The sequence below is a fragment of the Pseudomonas sp. P8_229 genome (assembly GCF_034008635.1).
Taxonomy (GTDB): Bacteria; Pseudomonadota; Gammaproteobacteria; order Pseudomonadales; family Pseudomonadaceae; genus Aquipseudomonas.
The window spans coordinates 3,757,291-3,777,500 of the sequence record NZ_CP125378.1; the positions used below are offsets into that span (position 1 = coordinate 3,757,291).

The window sequence follows — 20,210 nt, forward strand, 5'->3', positions numbered from 1 at the left end:
AGCAACTATCACCATTCGTGCCAGCCACGGCGCAGGAAGCGGCGTGTATCCCGCTTATACTAGCGCCGCCTCAAACCTGCACCGATAACCGGCCAGGGCAGAGTCCGGCCGGTTTTTCCGGGGCTGGACCAGAAGTGCACAAACGCCGCGGACACTCCATTGACGGGTGCTGCATCACTGGCCTGCGTTGCTCCGGTTCATGGCGTTTTACGCGTCTTGGCCGACGACGCATTACTGGTCAAGATGTCTTCGAGCAGTAGACGATACGATTCAACAGGGAGTGAATACATGGAACATGCACCTTGCATCAGCCAGATCGCCACGCTGCTGGCCGACCCCAAGCGCAGTGCGATGATGTGGGCGTTGATGGATGGCTCGGCCCGCCAGGCCGAGGAGCTGGCGCTGCTGGCAGGGCTGTCGCCATCGTCGGCCAGTGCGCATCTGGGGCGCTTGTCCGCTGGCGGTCTGTTGAAAGTCGAAGCTCGTGGGCGCAAGCGTTTTTTCCGCCTGGCAGCCCCGGAAATCGCCGCTGCCATCGAAGCCTTGGCCAGTGCCACGATCGCCAGTGCACCGCGTGACATTCCTCACGTATTCAAGCGCTCGACACCGATCGTCAATCCCCAGACCGCACCGTCTTCGCTGCTGCGCGCGCGCTTTTGCGATGACCATTTGGGTGGCACGCTGGCCGCCGATCTGTATCAACGCCTGCTCGATGAGGGCTGGATCGAACAGATCGAGCAGCGGGTCGTGGTGACTCTCAAGGGTTCGACCGAACTGGCCAACCGGGGCGTGTTCATCCAGGCCCTGGCTCATCGCAAGGCTCAGATCGCCTGCGCCTGTCCGGACTGGAGCGAACGGCGTCCGCACCTGGGTGGCTCTTTGGGCGCTGCGTTGTTGCAACTGTTCATGCAGTCCGGCTGGCTGACGCTGCCCAAGGACTCGCGAGCCTTGCAGGTGACCCCGGCCGGGCAGCGCGAAATCCACCGCTTCGCCAGGGAAACCGAGCTCGAATTGGCGTAATAGAGCATTCGCCGGCTGCCACTACGACGCGGGCGTCGCCAGTGACTGCGAACAGGTCGTATCCAGAAAAAGCGCTGAACCGTTATCGCGCACACTCGACCGGCAAACATTGCGGATGGGGAGACGGGCCATGGATACGCGAAGCTTCAGCGCAGCAGAACGACTGGAGCGCCTGCCGCTCAGCGGTTATCACCGCGTCATTTTCATCATCATTGCCTTGGCGTTCTTTTTCGACTCCATGGACCTGGCCATGATGACGTTCCTGCTCGGCTCGATCAAAAGCGAGTTTGGCCTGAGCAGTGCCCAAGCCGGGTTGCTCGCCAGTTCGAGTTTCTTCGGCATGGTGCTGGGAGCATCGCTGTCGGGCATGCTCGCCGATCGCTTTGGGCGCAAACCGGTGTTCCAGTGGAGCATCGTGCTGTGGGGCGTGGCCAGTTACCTGTGTTCGACCGCGCAAACGGTGGAGAGCCTGACACTGTTCCGCATTCTGCTGGGGATCGGCATGGGCATGGAATTTCCCATCGCGCAGTCGATGCTGTCCGAGCTGATTCCGGCGCAGCGTCGCGGGCGCTATATCGCGTTGATGGACGGTTTCTGGCCGCTGGGTTTTGTCGCGGCGGGGGTGTTGTCCTACTTCCTGTTGCCGCTGATTGGCTGGCGCGACATCTTCCTGGTGTTGGCGGTGCCGGCGGTGTTCGTGCTGGCGATCCGTTTCTTCATCCCCGAGTCTCCACGCTGGCTGGAGCAGGCAGGGCGGCATGAAACGGCGGACAAGGTCCTGGGCGCAATCGAACAGCGTGTACGTGTATCGCTCGGTGTCGCGACGTTGCCCGAGCCGGTACGCCTGCCGAGGACGGTGACGCCACCGGGCAACTTCTTTTCCGCCCTCAAGCAGATCTGGTCGCCGCAATACCGCCAGCGCACCACGATGATCTGGAGTCTGTGGTTTTTCGCCTTGCTCGGTTTCTACGGACTGACGTCATGGCTCAGCGCGTTGCTGCAACAGTCGGGTTTCGCTGTGACCCAGTCGGTGTATTACACCGTGCTGATCTCGCTGGGCGGGATTCCCGGTTTTCTGATGGCCGCGTGGCTGGTCGAGCGCTGGGGCCGCAAACCGGTGTGCATCGTCACCTTGCTTGGCGGCGGGGTGATGGCGTTTCTTTATGGCCAGAGCGCGGTGTTCGGCGGCAACGTCGCGTTGCTGATCGGCACCGGGCTGTTGATGCAGTTTTTCCTCTTCGGCATGTGGGCGGTGCTTTACACCTACACGCCGGAGTTGTACCCGACGTCGGCGCGGGCCACAGGCTCAGGCTTCGCTTCGGCGATTGGCCGTGTCGGTTCGTTGCTCGGACCGCTGGTGACCGGGTTGGTGTTCCCGATTACCGGGCAGGGCGGGGTGTTCGCCTTGGGAGCGTTGTGCTTTGCGATTGCGGCGGGGGTGGTGTGGCTGTTCGGGATGGAGACGCGGGGCAAAACCCTCGAAGAGCTGACTGAAACCCAATCCATCGGCTAACACCAATCCAATGTAGGAGTGAGCCTGCTCGCGATTGCGTTCTGTCAGCTAACACATCTGTGTCTGACACTCCGCCATCGCGAGCAGGCTCACTCCTACAAGGGTTTTGCGGTGTTGCTTATGGTTTTACCAGCCGTGCATCCAGGCTGTTCTGCGCCAGGCGCTTGGCCTGATCCTGGGTCATGCCCAAGTGCTCGTGCAGCGCGTGGAAGTTCTCGGTGACGTAACCACCGAAGTACGCCGGGTCATCGGAGTTCACCGTGACCTTCACTCCGCGTTCGAGCATGTCGAGGATGTTGTGCTGCGACATGTGATCGAACACGCAGAGCTTGGTGTTCGACAGCGGGCACACGGTCAGCGGGATCTGCTCGTCGATGATCCGCTGCATCAGGCGCTCGTCTTCGATGGCGCGTACGCCATGGTCGATACGCTGGATTTTCAGCAGGTCGATGGCTTCCCAGATGTATTCCGGCGGGCCTTCTTCACCGGCGTGGGCGACGGTCAGGAAGCCTTCGTGGCGGGCACGGTCGAACACGCGCTGGAACTTGCTCGGCGGATGACCCATCTCGGAGCTGTCGAGGCCGACGGCGACAAATGCGTCACGGAACGGCAGCGCCTGATCGAGGGTTTTCTGTGCTTCGTCTTCGCTCAGGTGGCGCAGGAAGCTCAGGATCAGACCGCTGGTGATGCCCAGTTGCTGTTCGCCATCCTTGAGTGCAGCGGCGATGCCGTTGAGCACCACTTCGAACGGGATGCCCCGGTCGGTGTGGGTCTGCGGGTCGAAGAACGGTTCGGTGTGAATCACGTTCTGCTCTTTGCAGCGCAGCAGGTAGGCCCAGGTCAGGTCGTAGAAATCCTGCGAGGTGCGCAGCACATCGGCACCCTGGTAATACAGGTCGAGGAATTCCTGCAGGTTGTTGAAGGCGTAAGCCTTGCGCAGGGTTTCGACGTCGTTCCACGGCAGGGCGATCTTGTTGCGCTCGGCCAGGGCGAACAGCAGCTCGGGCTCCAGCGAGCCTTCCAGATGCAGGTGCAGTTCAGCCTTGGGCAGGGCGTTGAGCCAGTCGTACATATTCTTTTCTCATCAGGTGCAATGACGGCATTCTACAGACGCTCGCCGAAACAATTGGCAAAACCTGACCAAGCGATCCATCAGACCGCTTCCTGCTCGCGACGATAGGCGTAGGTATCGGCGAAGCGCGACAACAGGAATTCGGCGCAGGTGGTGGTCGGATATTTCGCTGGACGCTGTGCGTCCAGGCAACCGGGCAGGCATTCGATGCGGGTGTCCGGGTGTGGCTCGGCGAAGAATGGCATTGAATAACGATCCACCCCCAGCGGGCTGATCACCCGATGCGGTGTCGAGCGATAACGGTCGTTGCTCCAGCGCGCCATCATGTCGCCGAGGTTGACCACGAACGTGCCCTCAATCGGCGGCGCGTCGATCCACTCACCGTTGACGTTCTTCACCTGCAGGCCGCCGGCGCTGTCCTGATAGAGCAGGGTGATGCAACCGTAATCAGTGTGCGCCCCGGCGCCTTGTTGTTCGGCGCTGCTGGCGGTGTGGCGAGGCGGGTAGTGGATCATGCGCAGCACGCTGACCGGCTCAACGAAGCGTGAGTCGAAGAAATCGCGCTCGATGCCCAAGGCAATTGTCATCGCCCGCAGCAGGGTTTGCGCCAGCGCCTGCATGTCGAGGTAATGCTGCTCCATCAACGCCTCCCAGCCTGCTTGCGCCGGATGGCGATTGGGTCCGCGCAGCGGTTTTTCCGCGAGCACGTCGGGATGATCCGCCGACAGGTGCAGGCCCATGTCGAAGGTCTCTTTCAGATCGCTGGGTTTGTCCGGGTCGAGTTGTTCGGTGGCGATGGCGCCGTAACCACGGTGATGGCGGGTCTGGGTGATGTCGATCTTGAGTTTTTCTGCTGCCGGTTGCGCAAAGAAGCGCTGGGTCTGATCAAGCACGGCGGCGATGCGCCGGGCTGAAATCGGATGACCGTTGATGTAGAAAAAGCCCCACTCGCGGCAAGCGAGATCGATCTGCTCGGCCACGGCGGGCCAGGCGTTTTCGTCGTCGCTGCAGAGCGGTGAGATGTCGATGATCGGAAGCTGATCCATACACAATCCTTGAGAGCGCTGAAGATCCAACTGTGGGAGTGAGCCTGCTCGCGATAGCGGTGTGTCAGTCGAAATATCTGCACCTGACACACCGCTATCGCGAGCAGGCTCACTCCTACAGGGGACTGCTGGTAGGCCGGGGATTACTTCGGCATCTCGGCCTTCATCCCTTCCACGTAATAGTTCATCGACGCCAGTTGCGCATTGGTCGCACTCACGCCCGCCGGGATTTTCTCGACCCCGGCCTGATCCTTGATCGGCCCGGTGAACGGTTGCAGCGTGCCGCTCTTGATGTCAGCGATGATCTGTTCGGCCTCGGCTTTCACCGGTGCCGGCACCAGGTCGCTGATCGGCAGCTCAACGGTGCCTTCCTTCAGCCCACCCCAGTAATCCTGCGACTTCCAGGTGTGGTCGATCACGCTCTGCGTGGCCTGAATGTAGTGCGGTGCCCAGTCGTTGACGATCGAGGTCAGCACCGCTTTCGGGCCGAAGTGTGCCATGTCCGAGGCGTAACCCACGGCGTACACACCGCGCCGCTCGGCAGCCTGGATCGGCGCCGGGCTGTCGGTGTGCTGGAACACCACGTCCACGCCCTGATCGATCAGCGCGTTGGCGGCATCGGCTTCCTTGCCCGGGTCGAACCACGAGTTGACCCATACCACCTTGATCTCGGTGCCGGGGTTGTACTTGTTCAGGGCCAACTGGATGGCGTTGATGTCGCGGATCACCTCCGGAATCGGGAACGAGGCGACGTAGCCGATCTTCTTGGTCCTGGTCATCTTCGCCGCGAGGAAGCCGCCGACATAACGGCCCTCATAGGTGCGGGCCAGGTAGGTGCCGAGGTTCTTGTCCTGCTTGTAGCCGGTGGCGTGTTCGAAGGTCACTTTGGGAAATTGCTTGGCGACTTTCAGGGTCGGGTTCATGTAGCCGAAGGAGGTGGTGAAGATCAGGTCGTAGTTGTCCTTGGCCATGTTGCGGATCACCCGTTCGGCGTCGGCCCCTTCGGCCACGTTCTCGACGTAATTGGTGGTGATCTGCGGGCCGAATTTCTCCGCCAGCGCCTTTCGCCCCTGTTCATGCTGATACGTCCAGCCGTGGTCGCCGATCGGGCCGATGTAGACGAAACCGACCTTCAGCGGGTCGGCAGCGCTGGCGCTCAGGCTGAACCCCAGACCGATGGCGGCGCACAGCAATTTGTGCAGCGGGCGTATTTGCATGAATTCGAACTCCATTTTGTTGTGTGTGGTCAGGGTCAATGCAAATTGCTGACCAACAGGACAACAAACAGTCCGAAACCGAGTTGCGGCCTTCGCGAGCAGGCTCACTCCTACATTTGGAATGCATTCTCCTGTAGGAGTGAGCCTGCTCGCGATAGCGTCCTCAAGGCCAATAAAAGGGCACCTGCCGAGCTCGCTGCCATCCACTGGTGCGCTAAGGTGTAACGAAACGTTAGCGCCACGCCGCAGTCAGTAGCTCATTCGAACCTCTCGGCAAAAAGGCCCGCCATGCTCACGATTCTCAAGCAAGAAAGTTTTCTGCTGCTGGCGGTGATTGCCGCGTGTGTCGCTTATCCGCTGGAGCACTGGTTGCTGCACAGCGGCCAGATCGTTGCGCTGACCGGCGGGCTGGTACTGATCGCCTTCATCGTCGCCGCATCGATGCGCGTCGCCCATCAGGCCGAACTGCTCGCGGAAAAAGTCGGTGACCCCTACGGGACGATGATCCTGACCCTCGCTGCGGTGCTGGTGGAAGTGGTGATCCTGGCGATCATGATGAGCAACGAAGCATCAGCCACGCTGGTGCGTGACACGATCTATTCGGCGGTGATGCTCGACATCAACGGCATCCTCGGCCTCGCCGCGCTGATGGGCGGGCTCAAGCATGGCGAGCAGTCGTACAACGACGATTCGGCGCGCAGTTACAGCGTGATGATCCTTACCGCCATGGGCGTGTCGATGGTGGTGCCGGAGTTCATTCCGGCGGCTAACTGGAAGGTTTATTCGGCGTTCACCATCGGTGCGATGGTGGTGCTTTACGCGTTGTTCCTGCGCATGCAGGTTGGGCCGCACAGCTACTTTTTCAGCTACAGCTACCCGGATAAACGCCGCAAGAAAGAACCGGTGGAGCAGGAGCCGAAACCGCTGAGTCTGGCGTGGTCGATCGGCATTCTGGTGTTCGGGGTGGTGGTGATCGGCGCGCTGGCCGAAGTGATGTCCAAGACCCTCGATCTGGGCCTGGAAGGCACGGGCGCACCGCCGGTGATCACGGCGATTCTGGTGGCGGCGATTTCGGCAGCGCCGGAGATTTTGACGGCGTTACGTGCGGCACTCGCCAACCGCATGCAGTCGGTGGTGAACATTGCGATGGGCGCGTCACTGTCGACGGTGATCCTGACCGTGCCGGTGATGGAAGCGATGGCGCTGTACACCGGCCAGCCGTTTCAAATGGCGATGACCCCGGTGCAGACGGTGATGATCTTCATCACGTTGATCGTCAGTGCGATCAACCTGAATGACGGCGAGACCAATGCCATCGAAGGCATGACCCACTTTGTGCTGTTTGCGACGTTCATCATGCTCTCCCTGCTGGGTCTTTGAGCCCACCACAAAACCAAATGTGGGAGCGGGCTTGCTCGCGAAAGCGGAGTGTCAGCCAGCTCAAATGTTGACTGACAAGACGCCTTCGCGAGCAAGCCCGCTCCCACAGGTTTGATCAGCGGTGTATCAGCTACCGGCGATCAACTGGCGAGCCGCCTGGCTGTGATCGGCGATCAGGCCTTTGAGGTCAAGACCTTCGACTTGACCATCAATCACCCGCCACTTGCCGCCGATCATCACCCGATCCGCACGATCCGCGCCGCACAACAACAGCGCCGAAACCGGATCGTGGCTGCCGGAGAAACGCAGTTCATCCAGTTTGAACAACGCCAGATCCGCCTGCTTGCCCACCGCCAGCTCACCGATGTCGGTGCGCCCCAACAGACTCGCCGAGCCCTTGGTCGCCCAACCCAGCACGCGCTCGGGGGTGATCTTTTCCGCACCATAACGCAGACGCTGGATGTACAACGCCTGCCGCGCTTCGAGGATCATGTTCGATGCATCGTTGGAAGCGGAACCGTCTACGCCCAGGCCAAACAGCGCGCCGGCATCGGTCAAGTCGATGCTCGGGCAGATGCCGGAAGCCAGGCGCATGTTCGAACTCGGGCAATGGCAGATACCGGTGCCGGCCTGGCCAAGACGGGCGATTTCGTCCGGGTTGAAGTGGATGCCGTGGGCCAGCCAGGTGCGCGGGCCAAGCCAGCCGACGCTGTCCAGATAATCCACGGTGCGCAGGCCGAAGCGCTGCAGGCAGAAATCTTCTTCGTCGAGGGTTTCCGCCAGGTGCGTGTGCAGGCGTACGTCGAGTGTGTTCGCCAGTTCGGCGCTGGCCGACATGATTTCCGGGGTCACCGAGAACGGCGAACACGGTGCCAGAGCGATCTGGATTTGCGCACCGTCGCCGCGCTCGTGGTACTCGTGAATCAGGCGCTGACTGTCGTCGAGAATCACCTGGCCTTCCTGCACGGTCTGTTGCGGTGGCAGGCCGCCGTCCTTCTCGCCGAGGCTCATCGAACCGCGCGTGAGCATGGCGCGCATGCCCAGTTCGCGCACGGTGTCGACTTGCACGTCGATGGCGTTTTCCAGACCCTCCGGGAACAGATAGTGGTGGTCGGCGGCGGTGGTGCAACCGGAGAGCAGCAGTTCAGCCAGCGCGACCTTGGTGGCGAGGGCGAGTTTTTCCGGGGTCAGCCGCGCCCACACCGGGTACAGGGTTTTCAGCCACGGGAACAGCGGCTGATTGACCACCGGCGCCCAGGCGCGAGTCAGGGTTTGATAGAAATGGTGATGGGTGTTGATCAGTCCCGGCAGGATCACGTGTTCGCGGGCATCGAACACTTCATTGCACGGTGCGGACGGTTGCTGACCGGCCGCCAGCACTTCGACGATGACGCCATCTTGCAGCACCAGACCGCCACGGGCATCGAGCGCGTTGGAAGTGAAAATGGCGAGGGGATTTTTTAACCAGGTACGGGTCGCGGGCATGTTGCCGGCTCCTCTGAAAGTTGGGTTCAGGGTTGCCAGCTCAGTGTTGCCCTGTCTGCTGATCCAGGGTCGCCGCGAAGGACGAGGTGCGCAGTTTCAAACAAATCGCTGCGGCGGGCAAGCCCAACCCGACAGCCAACACACACTGCCCCTGTGGGAGCGGGCTTGCTCGCGAAAGCGGTATGTCAGGCAACTGATCTATTGACTGACACAACGCTTTCGCGAGCAAGCCCGCTCCCACATTGGGATCTTCGGTTATTACCAGGGAATGGTTTCGCCCTTGTAGTTGATGAAGTGATGTCCGCCCTTGCCGGTATACGCATTCACCTGATCAATCAGCCCACGAGTGCTGGTGTCCACGTCAAGGTCGGCACCGTCACCGCCCATATCCGTCTTCACCCAGCCCGGATGCAACGACAGTACAGTGAGTTTCTGCTCGCCCAATTGCGTGACGAAGCTGTTGGTCATCGAGTTCAGCGCGGCCTTGCTTGCCTTGTACAGCGCCAGCTCCGGTGCGTCAGGTACGGTCACGCTGCCCAGCCCGGAACTCATGAACGCCAGCACGCCGCTGCCGTCGCGGATCTGCCCGACAAAGCGCTGCGCCAGATTGATCGGCGCCACCGCGTTGGTGAAGAACAACTGACCGACTTCGGCCAGTGTCGCGCCGCCCGGGGTCTGCACTTCCGGGCCTTTGACCCCGGCGTTGACGAACAACAGATCGAAGGTCTCGTCCTTGAGCTGTTGGCTCAGGGCGATCACGGCTTGCTGGTCGTCCATGTCGAGTTTCTCGATACGCACCTTGCCCAGCGCTTGCAGCGCCTCGGCTTTCTGCGGATTGCGCACGGTGGCGGTCACCTGCCAGCCATCGGCCAGCAGGGTTTTCACCAGCCCGAGGCCCAAGCCACGGGAGGCGCCGATGATCAGTGCGTTTTTTGCCTGGGACATGAAGGGATTCCTTGAAAGTTACGGTTCACGGATTCAATGGACACGCCTGACCGAGCCGTTGTTGCAACGCTCGTCGCAACACATCGAGCGGGGTCTCAAAAGAGGTATTGACCTTGGAGCATACTCCAGGCTTTACCGTGGTTGCTCCTCAAATTTTGGAGCAAGGATGATGTGGACTTCGACGCAGTATCGCAACATGGTGCGCGGTAGCGCCTGAGATGACCTGATCGTTACGGCGGCGTTTGCCACGCCGTGGAGTTTTGTCGCGTTGCATGGGGCGTTGACGGCGTTGACGGCGTTGACGGCGTTGAGTAAGGCGCTGGAGTTGCCCGGTGAACTGCCGGCGTTCGCGCCGGCGCACATGTTGATGGTGAATCTGTTGGGTTCGGTGGTGTGTGTGGGCGGTTTTGCGGATTCGCGATCCGCAACCGGTGTATGGTCGCTATGACGCGGTGGTGCGGTTTCTGTTTGCGGCCTGGCCCATGGCGCCAGTTCATTGCTGGTATTTTTTCTGGTCTTTGAATTGGCGTGGGGCGTGGCTCAGGTGTTGCCTGTCAGAAAGCTATCGCGAGCAGGCTCACTCCTACAGTTGATCGCGTTCCCCTGTAGGAGTGAGCCTGCTCGCGATAGAGCCAGCGAAATCACCGCGCTAATGCCCTGACTGCCACGGCTGCCCCAACGACACTGGCGCATACAACCGTGTGCGCACCGCATCCCGCGACAACAGCACCAACACCACAATCGTCGCCACATACGGCAGCATCGCCAGCAAGCTCGACGGAATCGCCAGCCCCAATCCCTGCGCCACCAGGTGCAGGATGCTGGCGAGGCCGAACAGGTAGGCCCCGAGCAACAGGCGCCACACTCGCCAACTGGCAAACACCACCAGCGCCAACGCGATCCAGCCGCGCCCGGCGGTCATGTTTTCGGCCCACATCGGCGTGTACGCCAGCGACAGATACGCCCCGGCCAACCCGGCCATTGCCCCGCCAAATAGCACCGCCAACGTACGCACGGTCAACACCGGCAAGCCCATCGCACTGGCTGCATCCGGGTTCTCGCCAACCGCCTGAATGATCAACCCGACACGACTTTTGATGATCACCCATGCCACCAGCGCAAACAGGGCGAACGACAGGTACACCAGCAAGTCCTGAGCAAACAGCATGCGCCCGATCAGCGGAATGCCACTCAAGTACGGAATCGCCAACGGCTCGAAACCGCTCAGCGGCTTGCCGACCCACGCGGCACCAATAAAGGTCGACAGCCCCACACCAAAAATCGTCAGCGCCAGTCCGGTTGCGACCTGATTGGCATTGAACACCAGCGCCACCAGGGCAAACAGCGACGACAACAGCATCCCCGCGAGCATCGCCAGCAACACGCCGAGCCACAGGTTGCCGCTGTTGAGCGCGACGATAAAACCGATCACCGCACCGAACAGCATCATTCCTTCCTGGCCGAGGTTGAGCACGCCGCTCTTCTCACAGATCAGCTCACCCAGCGCTACCAACAGCAGGGGCGTGCCGCAACGCACCATGGCGTAGAAAATATTGCTCAACAGATCGATATCCATCACAGCGCTCCGGCGGTTATGGCGGTGGTCGATGTGCGCCGTGCCCAGTGCAGTTTCAGGCGTGGTCGATAGAGAATCAGCACGTCGCAGGCGAGCAGGAAAAACAGCATCATTCCCTGAAACAGTTGGGTGATCGCTTGGGGCAGATTGAGGGTCATCTGCGCACTTTCGCCGCCGATGTACAGCAGCGCCATCAGCAGACTGGAAAACACAATGCCGAGCGGATTGAGCCGGCCGAGGAACGCCACGGTGATCGCCGCGTAGCCGTAACCCGGCGACACCTGCGGCACCAGTTGGCCGATCGGTCCGGTCACTTCACAGACCCCGGCCAGCCCGGCCAAAGCGCCGCTGATCAGCAGCGCGAGCCAGATCAGACGCTTCTCGCGAAAGCCGACAAACCCGGCCGCGCGCTTGTCCAGGCCCAGCACTTTTATCTGGAAACCGACGAAGCTTTTCTGCAGCAACACCCACACTGTCACCAGCGCGAGCAGGGCGAAATACACTCCGGCGTGCGCCCGGCCATCCTCCATCAGCAACGGCAAGCGACTGGCGTCGCCGAACATCGCCGACTCGGGAAAGTTGTAGCCGGCCGGATCCTTCAACGGCCCGTGCACGCAGAACAGCAACAGGTTCAGCGCGATGTAATTGAGCATGATGCTGGTGAGGATTTCGTTGGCGTTGAAGCGCGTGCGCAACCACGCCGTCAGCCCGGCCCAGGCGGCGCCGGCGAAGGTGCCGGTGAGCAGAATCAGCACCAGCGCCCAACGGCTTTGCATGTCGATGATGTTCACCGCCAGCGCGCTGCCGGCGAGTGCACCGAGCAGCAGTTGACCTTCGGCGCCGATGTTCCAGATCCGCGCTTGATAAGCCACGGCCAGGCCGAGTGCGCAGAGCAGAATCGGCAGCGCCTTGACCATTAATTCGGAGACGCCATACAGGTCGCTGATTGGTGCAATCAACAGGGTGTGCAAGGTTTGCAGCGGATCATGGCCGAGGGCGATGAACAGCAGCGAGCCGCAGCCCAGTGTCAGCAGTGCCGCCAGCAGTGGCGAGCACCACAGCATCAGGCGTGATTGCTGGCCACGGGGTTCGAGGGAAAGCAGCATGTCGGGAAACTCCGTCAGAGCGTGGCCGATGAAGGCGCGTCGTTGAATTGCCCGGCCATCCAGCCGCCGACGTCGCTCAGCAGGGTGTCGGTGGTGTTTTGCAGGGGCGACAGTCGTCCGGCGCACAGGGCGCCGAGGCGATCGCTGATCTGGAACAGTTCTTCGAGGTCTTCGGAAATCACCAGAATCGCTGCGCCGGCATCGCGCAAGGCGATCAGCGCCCGGTGAATGGTTGCCGCAGCGCCGACGTCGACGCCCCAGGTCGGATGCGCGGCGATCAGCAGTTTCGGCTGCTGGAGGATTTCCCGGCCAAGGATGAATTTCTGCAGGTTGCCGCCGGAGAGACTGCGCGCGGCGGCCTGGGTATCCGGGGTTTTGACCCCGAAGCGTTGAATGATCTGTTGGGCGAGGGCTTCGACTTTGCCGCGCTCGATCAAGCCGTTGCTCACCAGCCCTTGTTGAAATGCGGTGAGCAGGGCGTTGTCCGCCAGACTCAACTCCGGCACGGCGCCGTGACCGAGGCGTTCGGCGGGAACGAAAGCCAGGCCGAGTCTGCGGCGCGCATCCGGACGTAAATCGGCGACGGCTTGACCGGCAAAACCAATCGTTGCGGCACTGGCGCGGGGCAGGGGGTGTTCGCCACTGAGCAGGGCGAGCAATTCGTCTTGGCCATTGCCCGCGACCCCGGCGATGCCGACGATTTCCCCGCTGCGTACCTGCAAGTTTATGGCGGTCAGCGAGCAGCCAAACGGATCGGGGTTGTGCCAACTCAAGCCGTTGACCTGTAAGTACGCCGCGCCACCGCTGACCTTCGGGTACTCGCCGATCAATGCCGCCGCTTCGCCGACCATCAGCTGCGCCAATTGCTGGTCCGAACATTCGGCGGGGATGCAATGCCCGGCCACCCGTCCGCCACGCAGCACCGTGGCGCTGTGGCACAACGCACGGACTTCACCGAGTTTGTGGCTGATGAACAGAATGCTGCAGCCCTCGGCCGCCAGACGACGCAGGGTGATGAACAACTCTTCCGCCTCTTGCGGGGTGAGCACCGACGTCGGTTCGTCGAGGATCAGCAGGCGGATGTCCTGCATCAGGCAGCGGATGATCTCCACCCGTTGCCGTTCGCCGATCGACAGGCTGTGGACAAGTCGCTCCGGCTCCAGCGCCATGCCGTAGCGGCGTGAAACCTCACGAATTTTGGGCTCCAGTTGTTTCGGCGTGCCGGCCTTGGCGCCCATCGCCAGGGCAACGTTTTGCGCCACGCTGAGGGTTTCGAACAGCGAAAAGTGCTGGAACACCATGCCGATCCCCAAATGTCGGGCCTGCGCCGGATTGCGGATATTCACCCGCTGGCCCTGCCAGAGCATTTCGCCCGCATCGGCCTGGGTGACGCCGTAGATGATTTTCATCAGGGTACTTTTCCCCGCGCCGTTCTCGCCCAGCAGGGCGTGGATTTCGCCGGGGGCGATGCTCAGGTCGATGGCGTCATTGGCCAGGCAACCGGGATAGCGTTTGCCGATGTGGCGCAGTTGCAGGCGCGGGGTGGGGGCGGTGCTTGTAGAAAAGGTGTGCATGACAGGCTCGACTGGCTTGGCGTTGTGCCTGTGGATAAAGCAATTTCCTGGCCATTGAGTCAGGAACCCCCGCCGTAGCCGTTGCCGCGCGCCGGAACTAGAGCATCGCGCTAAAAAAACTGGGCAGGCGGGCACCAATACAGAGCAAAGCCGTTGATCCGGCTCCACTTTTGCACTGTGACAAACTGGTTAAAAAACGAGCAACCGGGTCGAAGCTATGCAGAACCTGCGACTGCGCCAGCCATGAACGGGTTATCCACAGGTTGTTCCACAGTATTTGTGCGCAAGCCGAAAAGCCGGGCATAAGCAAAGACCGCTTATCTTCTAATGGTGATAAACAGCTCTAACTATTTGTTTTTACGCGGGATTAATTTTTTTTCATGTGGATTGGACGAAAAGTGAGCAAATCGCGCAAAGCCACGTGACAGAAGGGTTACAGCGGAATGTGCTCAGGTTATCCACAGTCGGGTGCACAGCAGATGTGGGCAAGTTATTGGCATAAGCCCTCGGCCATGCGCCCCAAAAGATTGCAGGTTGTCAGCGCTGCAGCAGAATCCGCCCCCGGCTCAAATCCGCCAGTTGCATCTGCAGCAAATCAATCTGCGCCTCACCCACCGCCAACTGCAATTCGACGCCGTTGGCGGTGAAGTTTTCCTCCACCACCAAACCACCCAGGTCCGCCACCCGCAGTTTCAGCAGCGGCAACTCGGCAAAGCCACAGGCACAGCGCAACGGCACGCGGCTGATCAACTCGGTTTTTTCCGCCGTTTGCAGGCACTTGTTCGCGCCGCCGCCATAGGCCCGGGCCAATCCGCCGGTGCCCAGCTGAATGCCGCCATACCAGCGGATCACCAGCACTGCGACCTGATCGCAATCCTGCGCCTCGATCGCCGCCAGAATCGGCCGCCCGGCGGTGCCGCCGGGTTCGCCATCGTCATTGCTGCGGTATTGATCACCGAGCTTCCACGCCCAGCAGTTATGCGAGGCGTTCAAGTCGCTGTGTTGCTCGAAGAACGCCTGCGCGTCCGCGGGGCTGCCGATCGGAGCAGCGAAGGTGATAAAGCGGCTTTTGCGAATCTCTTCGCGGTACTCGCAAAAACCGCTGAGGGTGAAAGGCATAAAACGTCTTATACGGAAGGTGTGAGGCCGCAGCCTTTGAGGATGATGCGGATCAGGTTGTTGCCGGCGTCTTCCATGTCTTGCTTGGTCAGCTTGCTGCGCCCGCTGACCCGGCAGATCTGCGTGGCGAAGTCGGCGTAGTGCTGGGTGCTGCCCCACAGCAGGAAGATCAGGTGCACCGGATCCACCGGATCCATTTTGCCGGCATCGATCCACGCTTGAAACACTGCTGCCCGACCGTTGAACCAGGCGCGGTAATCCTGGTTGAAATATTCGCTCAGGCATTCGCCACCGCTGATCACTTCCATCGCGAAGATGCGCGAGGCTTGTGGCTGGCGGCGGGAGAATTCCATCTTGGCGCGGATGTAGCGGGTCAGCGCTTCGGCCGGATCGTCATCGGCCGTCAGGGTGTTGAAGGTGCTGTCCCACAGTTCGATGATGTTGCTCAGCACCGCCACGTACAACCCAAGCTTGTTGGTGAAGTAGTAATGCAGGTTCGCCTTGGGCAACCCGGCATTCTGGGCGATGGTGTTCATGCTGGTGCCTTTGTAACCGTGACGGGCGAACTCGTCTTCGGCGGCTTTGAGGATGGTCTCTTCGTTCTTCTGACGAATGCGGCTGGCGGGCTTGCCGCCGTGGGCTGGGACTTCAAAGGTCATAGGCACTTCCGGTTTGTCTGTGGGTGCAACCAGTTGCGTTGATAACTCACCCACAGGCATCCGACAAGTCCTGATGCAATAAAACCGTTACGCCTGTTCGATCTTGTTCAACGGTGCGGCGGATTCGACGGTTATGGTTTTCGCCTCCGGCAGCAACAGGCAGAGGATGATCGCGGTCAGCCCGCCGCTGGTGATCGCCGAATCGAACAGGTTCTGCACCAGTTGCGGCAGCAGGTGCAACAGGTTCGGTTGCGCGGCGATGCCCAGGCCGACGCCGAGCGAGGTGGCGATGATCAGCATGCTGCGTCGGTCCAGCGGTGACTGCGCAAGAATCCGCACCCCAGCCGCTGCGACGCTGCCGAACATCACCAGCGTGGCGCCGCCGAGTACCGGTTTCGGAATCTGCTGCAACACCGCGCCGATCATCGGAAACAGGCCGAGACAAAACAGGATCGCGCCGATGTACAAGCCAACATAGCGGCTGGCAACGCCAGTCAACTGGATCACGCCGTTGTTCTGCGCGAATGTGGTGTTGGGGAAGGCGCTGAAGGTGGCAGCGATCATGCAGCTCACGCCGTCACCCAGTACGCCGCCGCGCAAACGGCTTATATAAGAAGGGCCGCTGATGGGCTGGCGGGCGAGCATGCAATTGGCCGTGAGGTCACCGACGGTTTCGATGGTGCTGATCAGATAAATCAGCGCGACGGGCAGGAAAGCCGTCCAGTCGAAGCTGAAACCGAATTTGAATGGCGCAGGAAGACTGACCAGCGGCAGGTCAGACAATGCCAGCGGAACCAGTTTGCCGCTGAACCATGCGGCCAGGCTGCCAAGCAGCAGTCCGATAATGATTGCCGACAGCCGCACCCACGGCGTGTTCGAGCGATTGAGCAGGATGATCGTCAGCAACACGAACACACCCAGTGCCAGATTGCCCGGCGCGCCGAAGTCCGGCGCATTGAAGCCGCCGCCCAGGTCAGTGATGCCGACCTTTATCAGGCTGATACCGATCAGAGTAATCACGATCCCGGTCACCAGCGGTGTAACGACTCTGCGCAACTGGCCGATGAAACGGCTGAGGACGATCTGCACGATCGCGCCGAAAAAGCACACGCCGAAGATCATTGCGAGAATGTCTTCCGGGCTGCCGCCACGTTGCTTGACCAGAAAACCGGCGGACAGCACGGCCCCGAGAAAGGCAAAACTGGTGCCCTGCAAACAGATCATCCCGGCGCCGATACCGAACGGACGGCGCGCCTGAATAAAGGTGCCGACCCCGGAGACCATCAGCGCCATGCTGATCAGGTACGGCAAGTGCGCGGTCAGCCCGAGGGCCGAGCCGATCACCAGCGGCGGGGTGATGATGCCGACGAAACTGGCGAGCACGTGTTGTAGGGCGGCGAGGATTGCGGCCGGCGGTTTGGGGCGGTCGTCGAGGCCGTAGATCAGGTCGCTGGACGGTGCGGAATCTGGCTGCATGGGCGTGGGCTTCTTGTTGAAGGATCGGGTTGATCCTGCATTGCAAAAAGCTGTCCACTTGCTCAGGTTATTGTTTGGTTTACTTACTCCGGCCTAGCGTGGCCGGGCCTCTTCTGGGTTTCAGCGCGTTGCTGCCAGGCTTTCGAGAAAGCTTTCCAGCACCAAATGGGGGCGCCGGCCCTTGCGCGTGACCGATGCAAGGCTCAGGTCGTAGAACCGTGTTGTTGATTTCAGCGCACGCAAGCGTCCTTGTTGCACCCACAGACTGGCGTAGTGGTCCGGCAGATAACCGATGTAGCGCCCGGTGAGAATCAGAAACGCCATGCCCTCACGGTCAGACGCACTGGCGGTGCAATTGAGCGCCTGATAATGCGCCTGAATCTCCGCCGGCAAACGGAAGGTCGGGGCAATCGCGTCCTGACTATTAAGGCGCTCATCATCCAGTTGCTTGTCATCGACATAAAACAGCGGATGACCCACCGCGCAGTAAAGCAGCGAGCGTTCGCTGTACAACGGCTGATACTCCAGCCCCGACAGCGCACTGGCCTGCGGTACCACGCCGACATGCAGGCGGCCATCGAGTACGCCTTGTTCGACTTCGTTGGGGGCGATCATGCGAATCTGGATCTGCACGTCCGGCCCGCGTTCCTTCAACTGGGCGAGGGCATGGGTGATGCGCATGTGCGGCAGGGTAACGAGGTTGTCGGTCAGACCGATGATCAACTCGCCCCGCAGGTGTTGATGCAGGCCGTTGACCTCAGTGCGAAAACTTTCCAGCGCACTCAACAGTTGCAGCGCCGACTGATAAACCTCGCGACCCTCTTCAGTCAGCGAGAACCCGGCGCGACCGCGTTGGCACAAACGCAGGCCGAGGCGCTGTTCCAGATCGCTCATCTGCTGGCTGATCGCCGAACGGCCGATACCGAGCACGGTTTCCGCCGCCGAGAAGCCGCCGCATTCCACTACGCTACGAAAAATCCGCAGCAGGCGAATATCAAAGTCACTGACCTGGGCCAGCGGATCGGGACGGCGGCTGCTCATGTTGTTGTTCTCATTGTTTAGCAGTGATCTAACTGAAGGTTAGAAAAGTTGGATTTCACCGACTTTATCCGCGTGGCAATTTAGCTGCAACAACGCTTTCTATCTCCCTGATGCTTATGCCCTGCGAGGTTTTGCCCGATGAACTTGCCTGAAAACGCTCCATCGCCACTGGCCAGCCAATTGAAGCTGGACGCGCACTGGATGCCGTACACCGCCAACCGTAACTTCCAGCGCGATCCGCGTCTGATCGTCGGTGCCGAAGGCAGCTGGCTGTTCGATGACAAAGGTCGCAAGATCTACGACTCGCTGTCCGGTCTGTGGACTTGCGGCGCCGGGCACACCCGCAAGGAAATCCAGGAAGCGGTCGCCAAGCAACTGGGCACCCTCGATTACTCGCCAGGCTTCCAGTACGGCCACCCACTGTCGTTCCAACTGGCGGAAAAGATTACTGATCTGACCCCGGGCAACCTGAACCACGTGTTCTTCACCGACTCCGGCTCCGAGTGCGCCGACACCGCGGTGAAAATGGTCCGTGCCTACTGGCGCCTGAAAGGCCAGTCGACCAAGACCAAAATGATCGGCCGTGCCCGTGGTTACCACGGCGTGAACATCGCCGGCACCAGCCTCGGCGGCGTCAACGGCAACCGCAAGCTGTTCGGTCAGTCGATGATGGACGTCGATCACCTGCCGCACACGCTGCTGGCCAGCAACGCATTCTCCCGTGGCATGCCGGAGCAGGGCGGTATCGCCCTGGCCGATGAGCTGCTCAAGCTGATCGAACTGCACGACGCGTCGAACATCGCGGCGGTATTCGTTGAGCCTCTGGCCGGCTCCGCTGGCGTACTGGTTCCGCCACAGGGTTATCTGAAACGTCTGCGCGAGATCTGCGATCAGCACAACATTCTGCTGGTCTTCGACGAAGTGATCACCGGTTTCGGCCGTACCGGCACCATGTTCGGCGCCACCACCTTCGGCGTGACCCCGGACCTGATGTGCATCGCCAAACAAGTCACCAACGGCGCGATCCCGATGGGCGCGGTGATTGCCAGCTCCGAGATCTACCAGACCTTCATGAATCAGCCTACTCCGGAATACGCCGTGGAATTCCCGCACGGCTACACCTACTCGGCGCACCCGGTGGCTTGCGCCGCAGGTCTTGCGGCACTCGACCTGCTGCAAAAGGAAAACCTGGTGCAGAGCGTCGCCGAGGTTGCACCGCATTTCGAAAATGCCCTGCACGGTCTGAAAGGTTCGAAGAACGTCATCGACATCCGTAACTACGGCCTGGCCGGTGCGATCCAGATTGCGGCCCGTGACGGCGATGCCATCGTGCGTCCATTCGAAGCCGGCATGGCCTTGTGGAAAGCCGGGTTCTACGTGCGCTTCGGCGGCGACACCCTGCAGTTCGGCCCAACCTTCAACAGCAAGCCGCAAGACCTTGATCGTCTGTTCGACGCGGTTGGCGAAGTGCTGAACAAGCTCGACTGATTGATGTAGAACCTGTGGGAGCCGAGCTTGCTCGCGAAGGCGTACTAAATCGCGCCAGTGACATCCGGCTCCTGATCAAAACTACCTATATATAGAAGGCGCTCTTAAACGGGCGTCTGTGGACAAGAATTCAGGAGCTTTCGATGAGCGTTATCCCGCATTTGATCAATGGCGAACTGGTAACCGAGAACGGTCGCGCGGTTGATGTGTTCAACCCGTCCACCGGTCAAGCGATTCACAAGCTGCCGCTGGCCACCCGCGAAACCATTCAACACGCGATCGATGCCGCCAAGGCCGCATTCCCGGCCTGGCGCAACACGCCACCGGCCAAACGTGCCCAGGTGATGTTCCGCTTCAAGCAATTGCTGGAGCAGAACGAAGCGCGTATCTCGCAATTGATCAGCGAAGAACACGGCAAGACGCTGGAAGACGCCGCCGGTGAACTGAAGCGCGGTATCGAGAACGTCGAGTTTGCCTGCGCAGCTCCGGAAAT

Annotated in this window: 17 protein-coding genes and 1 pseudogene (1 of these 18 running past the window's edge); 6 read left to right on the top strand and 12 right to left on the bottom strand. The window is 60.8% G+C overall.

What is annotated here, in order from left to right; translation table 11 throughout:
* Positions 1–288: 288 nt before the first annotated feature.
* On the top strand, positions 289–1,020 hold the full coding sequence (locus tag QMK55_RS16935; RefSeq protein ID WP_102357050.1) for an ArsR/SmtB family transcription factor: 732 nt from the start codon (positions 289–291) through the stop codon (positions 1,018–1,020).
* 130 nt (positions 1,021–1,150) lie between these two features.
* Entirely contained in the window at positions 1,151–2,533 is a 1,383-nt protein-coding gene (locus tag QMK55_RS16940) for an MFS transporter (protein WP_320329610.1), read from the top strand.
* A 118-nt stretch (positions 2,534–2,651) separates the two neighbouring features.
* On the opposite strand, the gene QMK55_RS16945 is transcribed toward QMK55_RS16940, so the two are convergent.
* The 3 genes from QMK55_RS16945 to QMK55_RS16955 all read right to left on the bottom strand — a co-directional run bounded on the left by QMK55_RS16945 (position 2,652) and on the right by QMK55_RS16955 (position 5,868).
* Positions 2,652–3,605, bottom strand: a complete 954-nt coding sequence (locus QMK55_RS16945; RefSeq protein WP_095188152.1) for an adenosine deaminase — start codon at positions 3,603–3,605, stop codon at positions 2,652–2,654.
* Between the two features lie 80 nt (positions 3,606–3,685).
* Positions 3,686–4,651: a 2-oxoglutarate and iron-dependent oxygenase domain-containing protein gene (locus tag QMK55_RS16950; RefSeq protein WP_320329611.1), complete on the bottom strand. Its 966-nt coding sequence runs from the start codon at positions 4,649–4,651 to the stop codon at positions 3,686–3,688.
* A gap of 143 nt (positions 4,652–4,794) precedes the next feature.
* Positions 4,795–5,868, bottom strand: a complete 1,074-nt coding sequence (locus QMK55_RS16955; RefSeq protein WP_320329612.1) for a BMP family ABC transporter substrate-binding protein — start codon at positions 5,866–5,868, stop codon at positions 4,795–4,797.
* A 288-nt stretch (positions 5,869–6,156) separates the two neighbouring features.
* Here QMK55_RS16955 and QMK55_RS16960 point away from each other — a divergent pair, with 288 nt between their 5' ends.
* Complete coding sequence (locus tag QMK55_RS16960; RefSeq protein WP_102357044.1) at positions 6,157–7,248, top strand: calcium:proton antiporter; 1,092 nt, start codon at positions 6,157–6,159, stop codon at positions 7,246–7,248.
* 126 nt (positions 7,249–7,374) lie between these two features.
* Here QMK55_RS16960 and QMK55_RS16965 read toward each other — a convergent pair whose 3' ends face one another.
* A complete protein-coding gene (locus tag QMK55_RS16965) occupies positions 7,375–8,733 on the bottom strand; it encodes an 8-oxoguanine deaminase (RefSeq protein WP_320329613.1) in 1,359 nt (452 codons plus the stop codon).
* 258 nt (positions 8,734–8,991) lie between these two features.
* The gene (locus QMK55_RS16970; protein WP_320329614.1) at positions 8,992–9,678 is read right to left on the bottom strand and encodes an SDR family oxidoreductase; all 687 of its coding nucleotides are present in this window, start codon (positions 9,676–9,678) and stop codon (positions 8,992–8,994) included.
* A gap of 223 nt (positions 9,679–9,901) precedes the next feature.
* On the opposite strand from QMK55_RS16970, the pseudogene QMK55_RS16975 reads away from it, so the two are divergent.
* Positions 9,902–10,339, top strand: a pseudogene (locus tag QMK55_RS16975) (hypothetical protein).
* Here QMK55_RS16975 and QMK55_RS16980 read toward each other — a convergent pair.
* The 7 genes from QMK55_RS16980 to QMK55_RS17010 all read right to left on the bottom strand — a co-directional run bounded on the left by QMK55_RS16980 (position 10,328) and on the right by QMK55_RS17010 (position 18,229).
* Positions 10,328–11,254, bottom strand: coding sequence for an ABC transporter permease (locus QMK55_RS16980; protein ID WP_102357040.1), 927 nt, complete (start codon positions 11,252–11,254; stop codon positions 10,328–10,330). The pseudogene QMK55_RS16975 and the gene QMK55_RS16980 sit on opposite strands and share 12 nt — an antisense overlap.
* Positions 11,254–12,360 carry an ABC transporter permease gene (locus QMK55_RS16985; protein ID WP_102357038.1) on the bottom strand — a complete coding sequence of 369 codons (1,107 nt, stop codon included), beginning with the start codon at positions 12,358–12,360 and terminating at the stop codon, positions 11,254–11,256. The genes QMK55_RS16980 and QMK55_RS16985 overlap by 1 nt, the downstream gene beginning before the upstream one ends.
* Positions 12,361–12,374: 14 nt before the next feature.
* The gene (locus QMK55_RS16990) at positions 12,375–13,934 is read right to left on the bottom strand and encodes an ABC transporter ATP-binding protein (RefSeq protein ID WP_102357037.1); all 1,560 of its coding nucleotides are present in this window, start codon (positions 13,932–13,934) and stop codon (positions 12,375–12,377) included.
* A gap of 537 nt (positions 13,935–14,471) precedes the next feature.
* On the bottom strand, positions 14,472–15,053 hold the full coding sequence (locus tag QMK55_RS16995; RefSeq protein WP_320329615.1) for a YigZ family protein: 582 nt from the start codon (positions 15,051–15,053) through the stop codon (positions 14,472–14,474).
* An 8-nt stretch (positions 15,054–15,061) separates the two neighbouring features.
* A complete protein-coding gene (locus QMK55_RS17000) occupies positions 15,062–15,712 on the bottom strand; it encodes a TetR/AcrR family transcriptional regulator (RefSeq protein ID WP_102357034.1) in 651 nt (216 codons plus the stop codon).
* Positions 15,713–15,799: 87 nt separating this feature from the next.
* The gene (locus tag QMK55_RS17005) at positions 15,800–17,188 is read right to left on the bottom strand and encodes a nucleobase:cation symporter-2 family protein (protein WP_320329616.1); all 1,389 of its coding nucleotides are present in this window, start codon (positions 17,186–17,188) and stop codon (positions 15,800–15,802) included.
* Positions 17,189–17,308: 120 nt separating this feature from the next.
* Entirely contained in the window at positions 17,309–18,229 is a 921-nt protein-coding gene (locus QMK55_RS17010) for a LysR family transcriptional regulator (RefSeq protein ID WP_007968115.1), read from the bottom strand.
* Positions 18,230–18,367: 138 nt separating this feature from the next.
* Between QMK55_RS17010 and QMK55_RS17015 the strand changes: the two genes are divergently transcribed.
* Both QMK55_RS17015 and QMK55_RS17020 read left to right on the top strand, forming a co-directional pair.
* A complete protein-coding gene (locus QMK55_RS17015; RefSeq protein WP_102357030.1) occupies positions 18,368–19,717 on the top strand; it encodes an aspartate aminotransferase family protein in 1,350 nt (449 codons plus the stop codon).
* Between the two features lie 143 nt (positions 19,718–19,860).
* A protein-coding gene (locus QMK55_RS17020; protein ID WP_102357029.1) for a CoA-acylating methylmalonate-semialdehyde dehydrogenase crosses the window boundary here: on the top strand, positions 19,861–20,210 show its 5' end (the start). Its footprint extends 1,144 nt past the window's final position; only the first 350 of its 1,494 coding nucleotides appear in the window; the start codon lies at positions 19,861–19,863; the stop codon falls past the right edge of the window.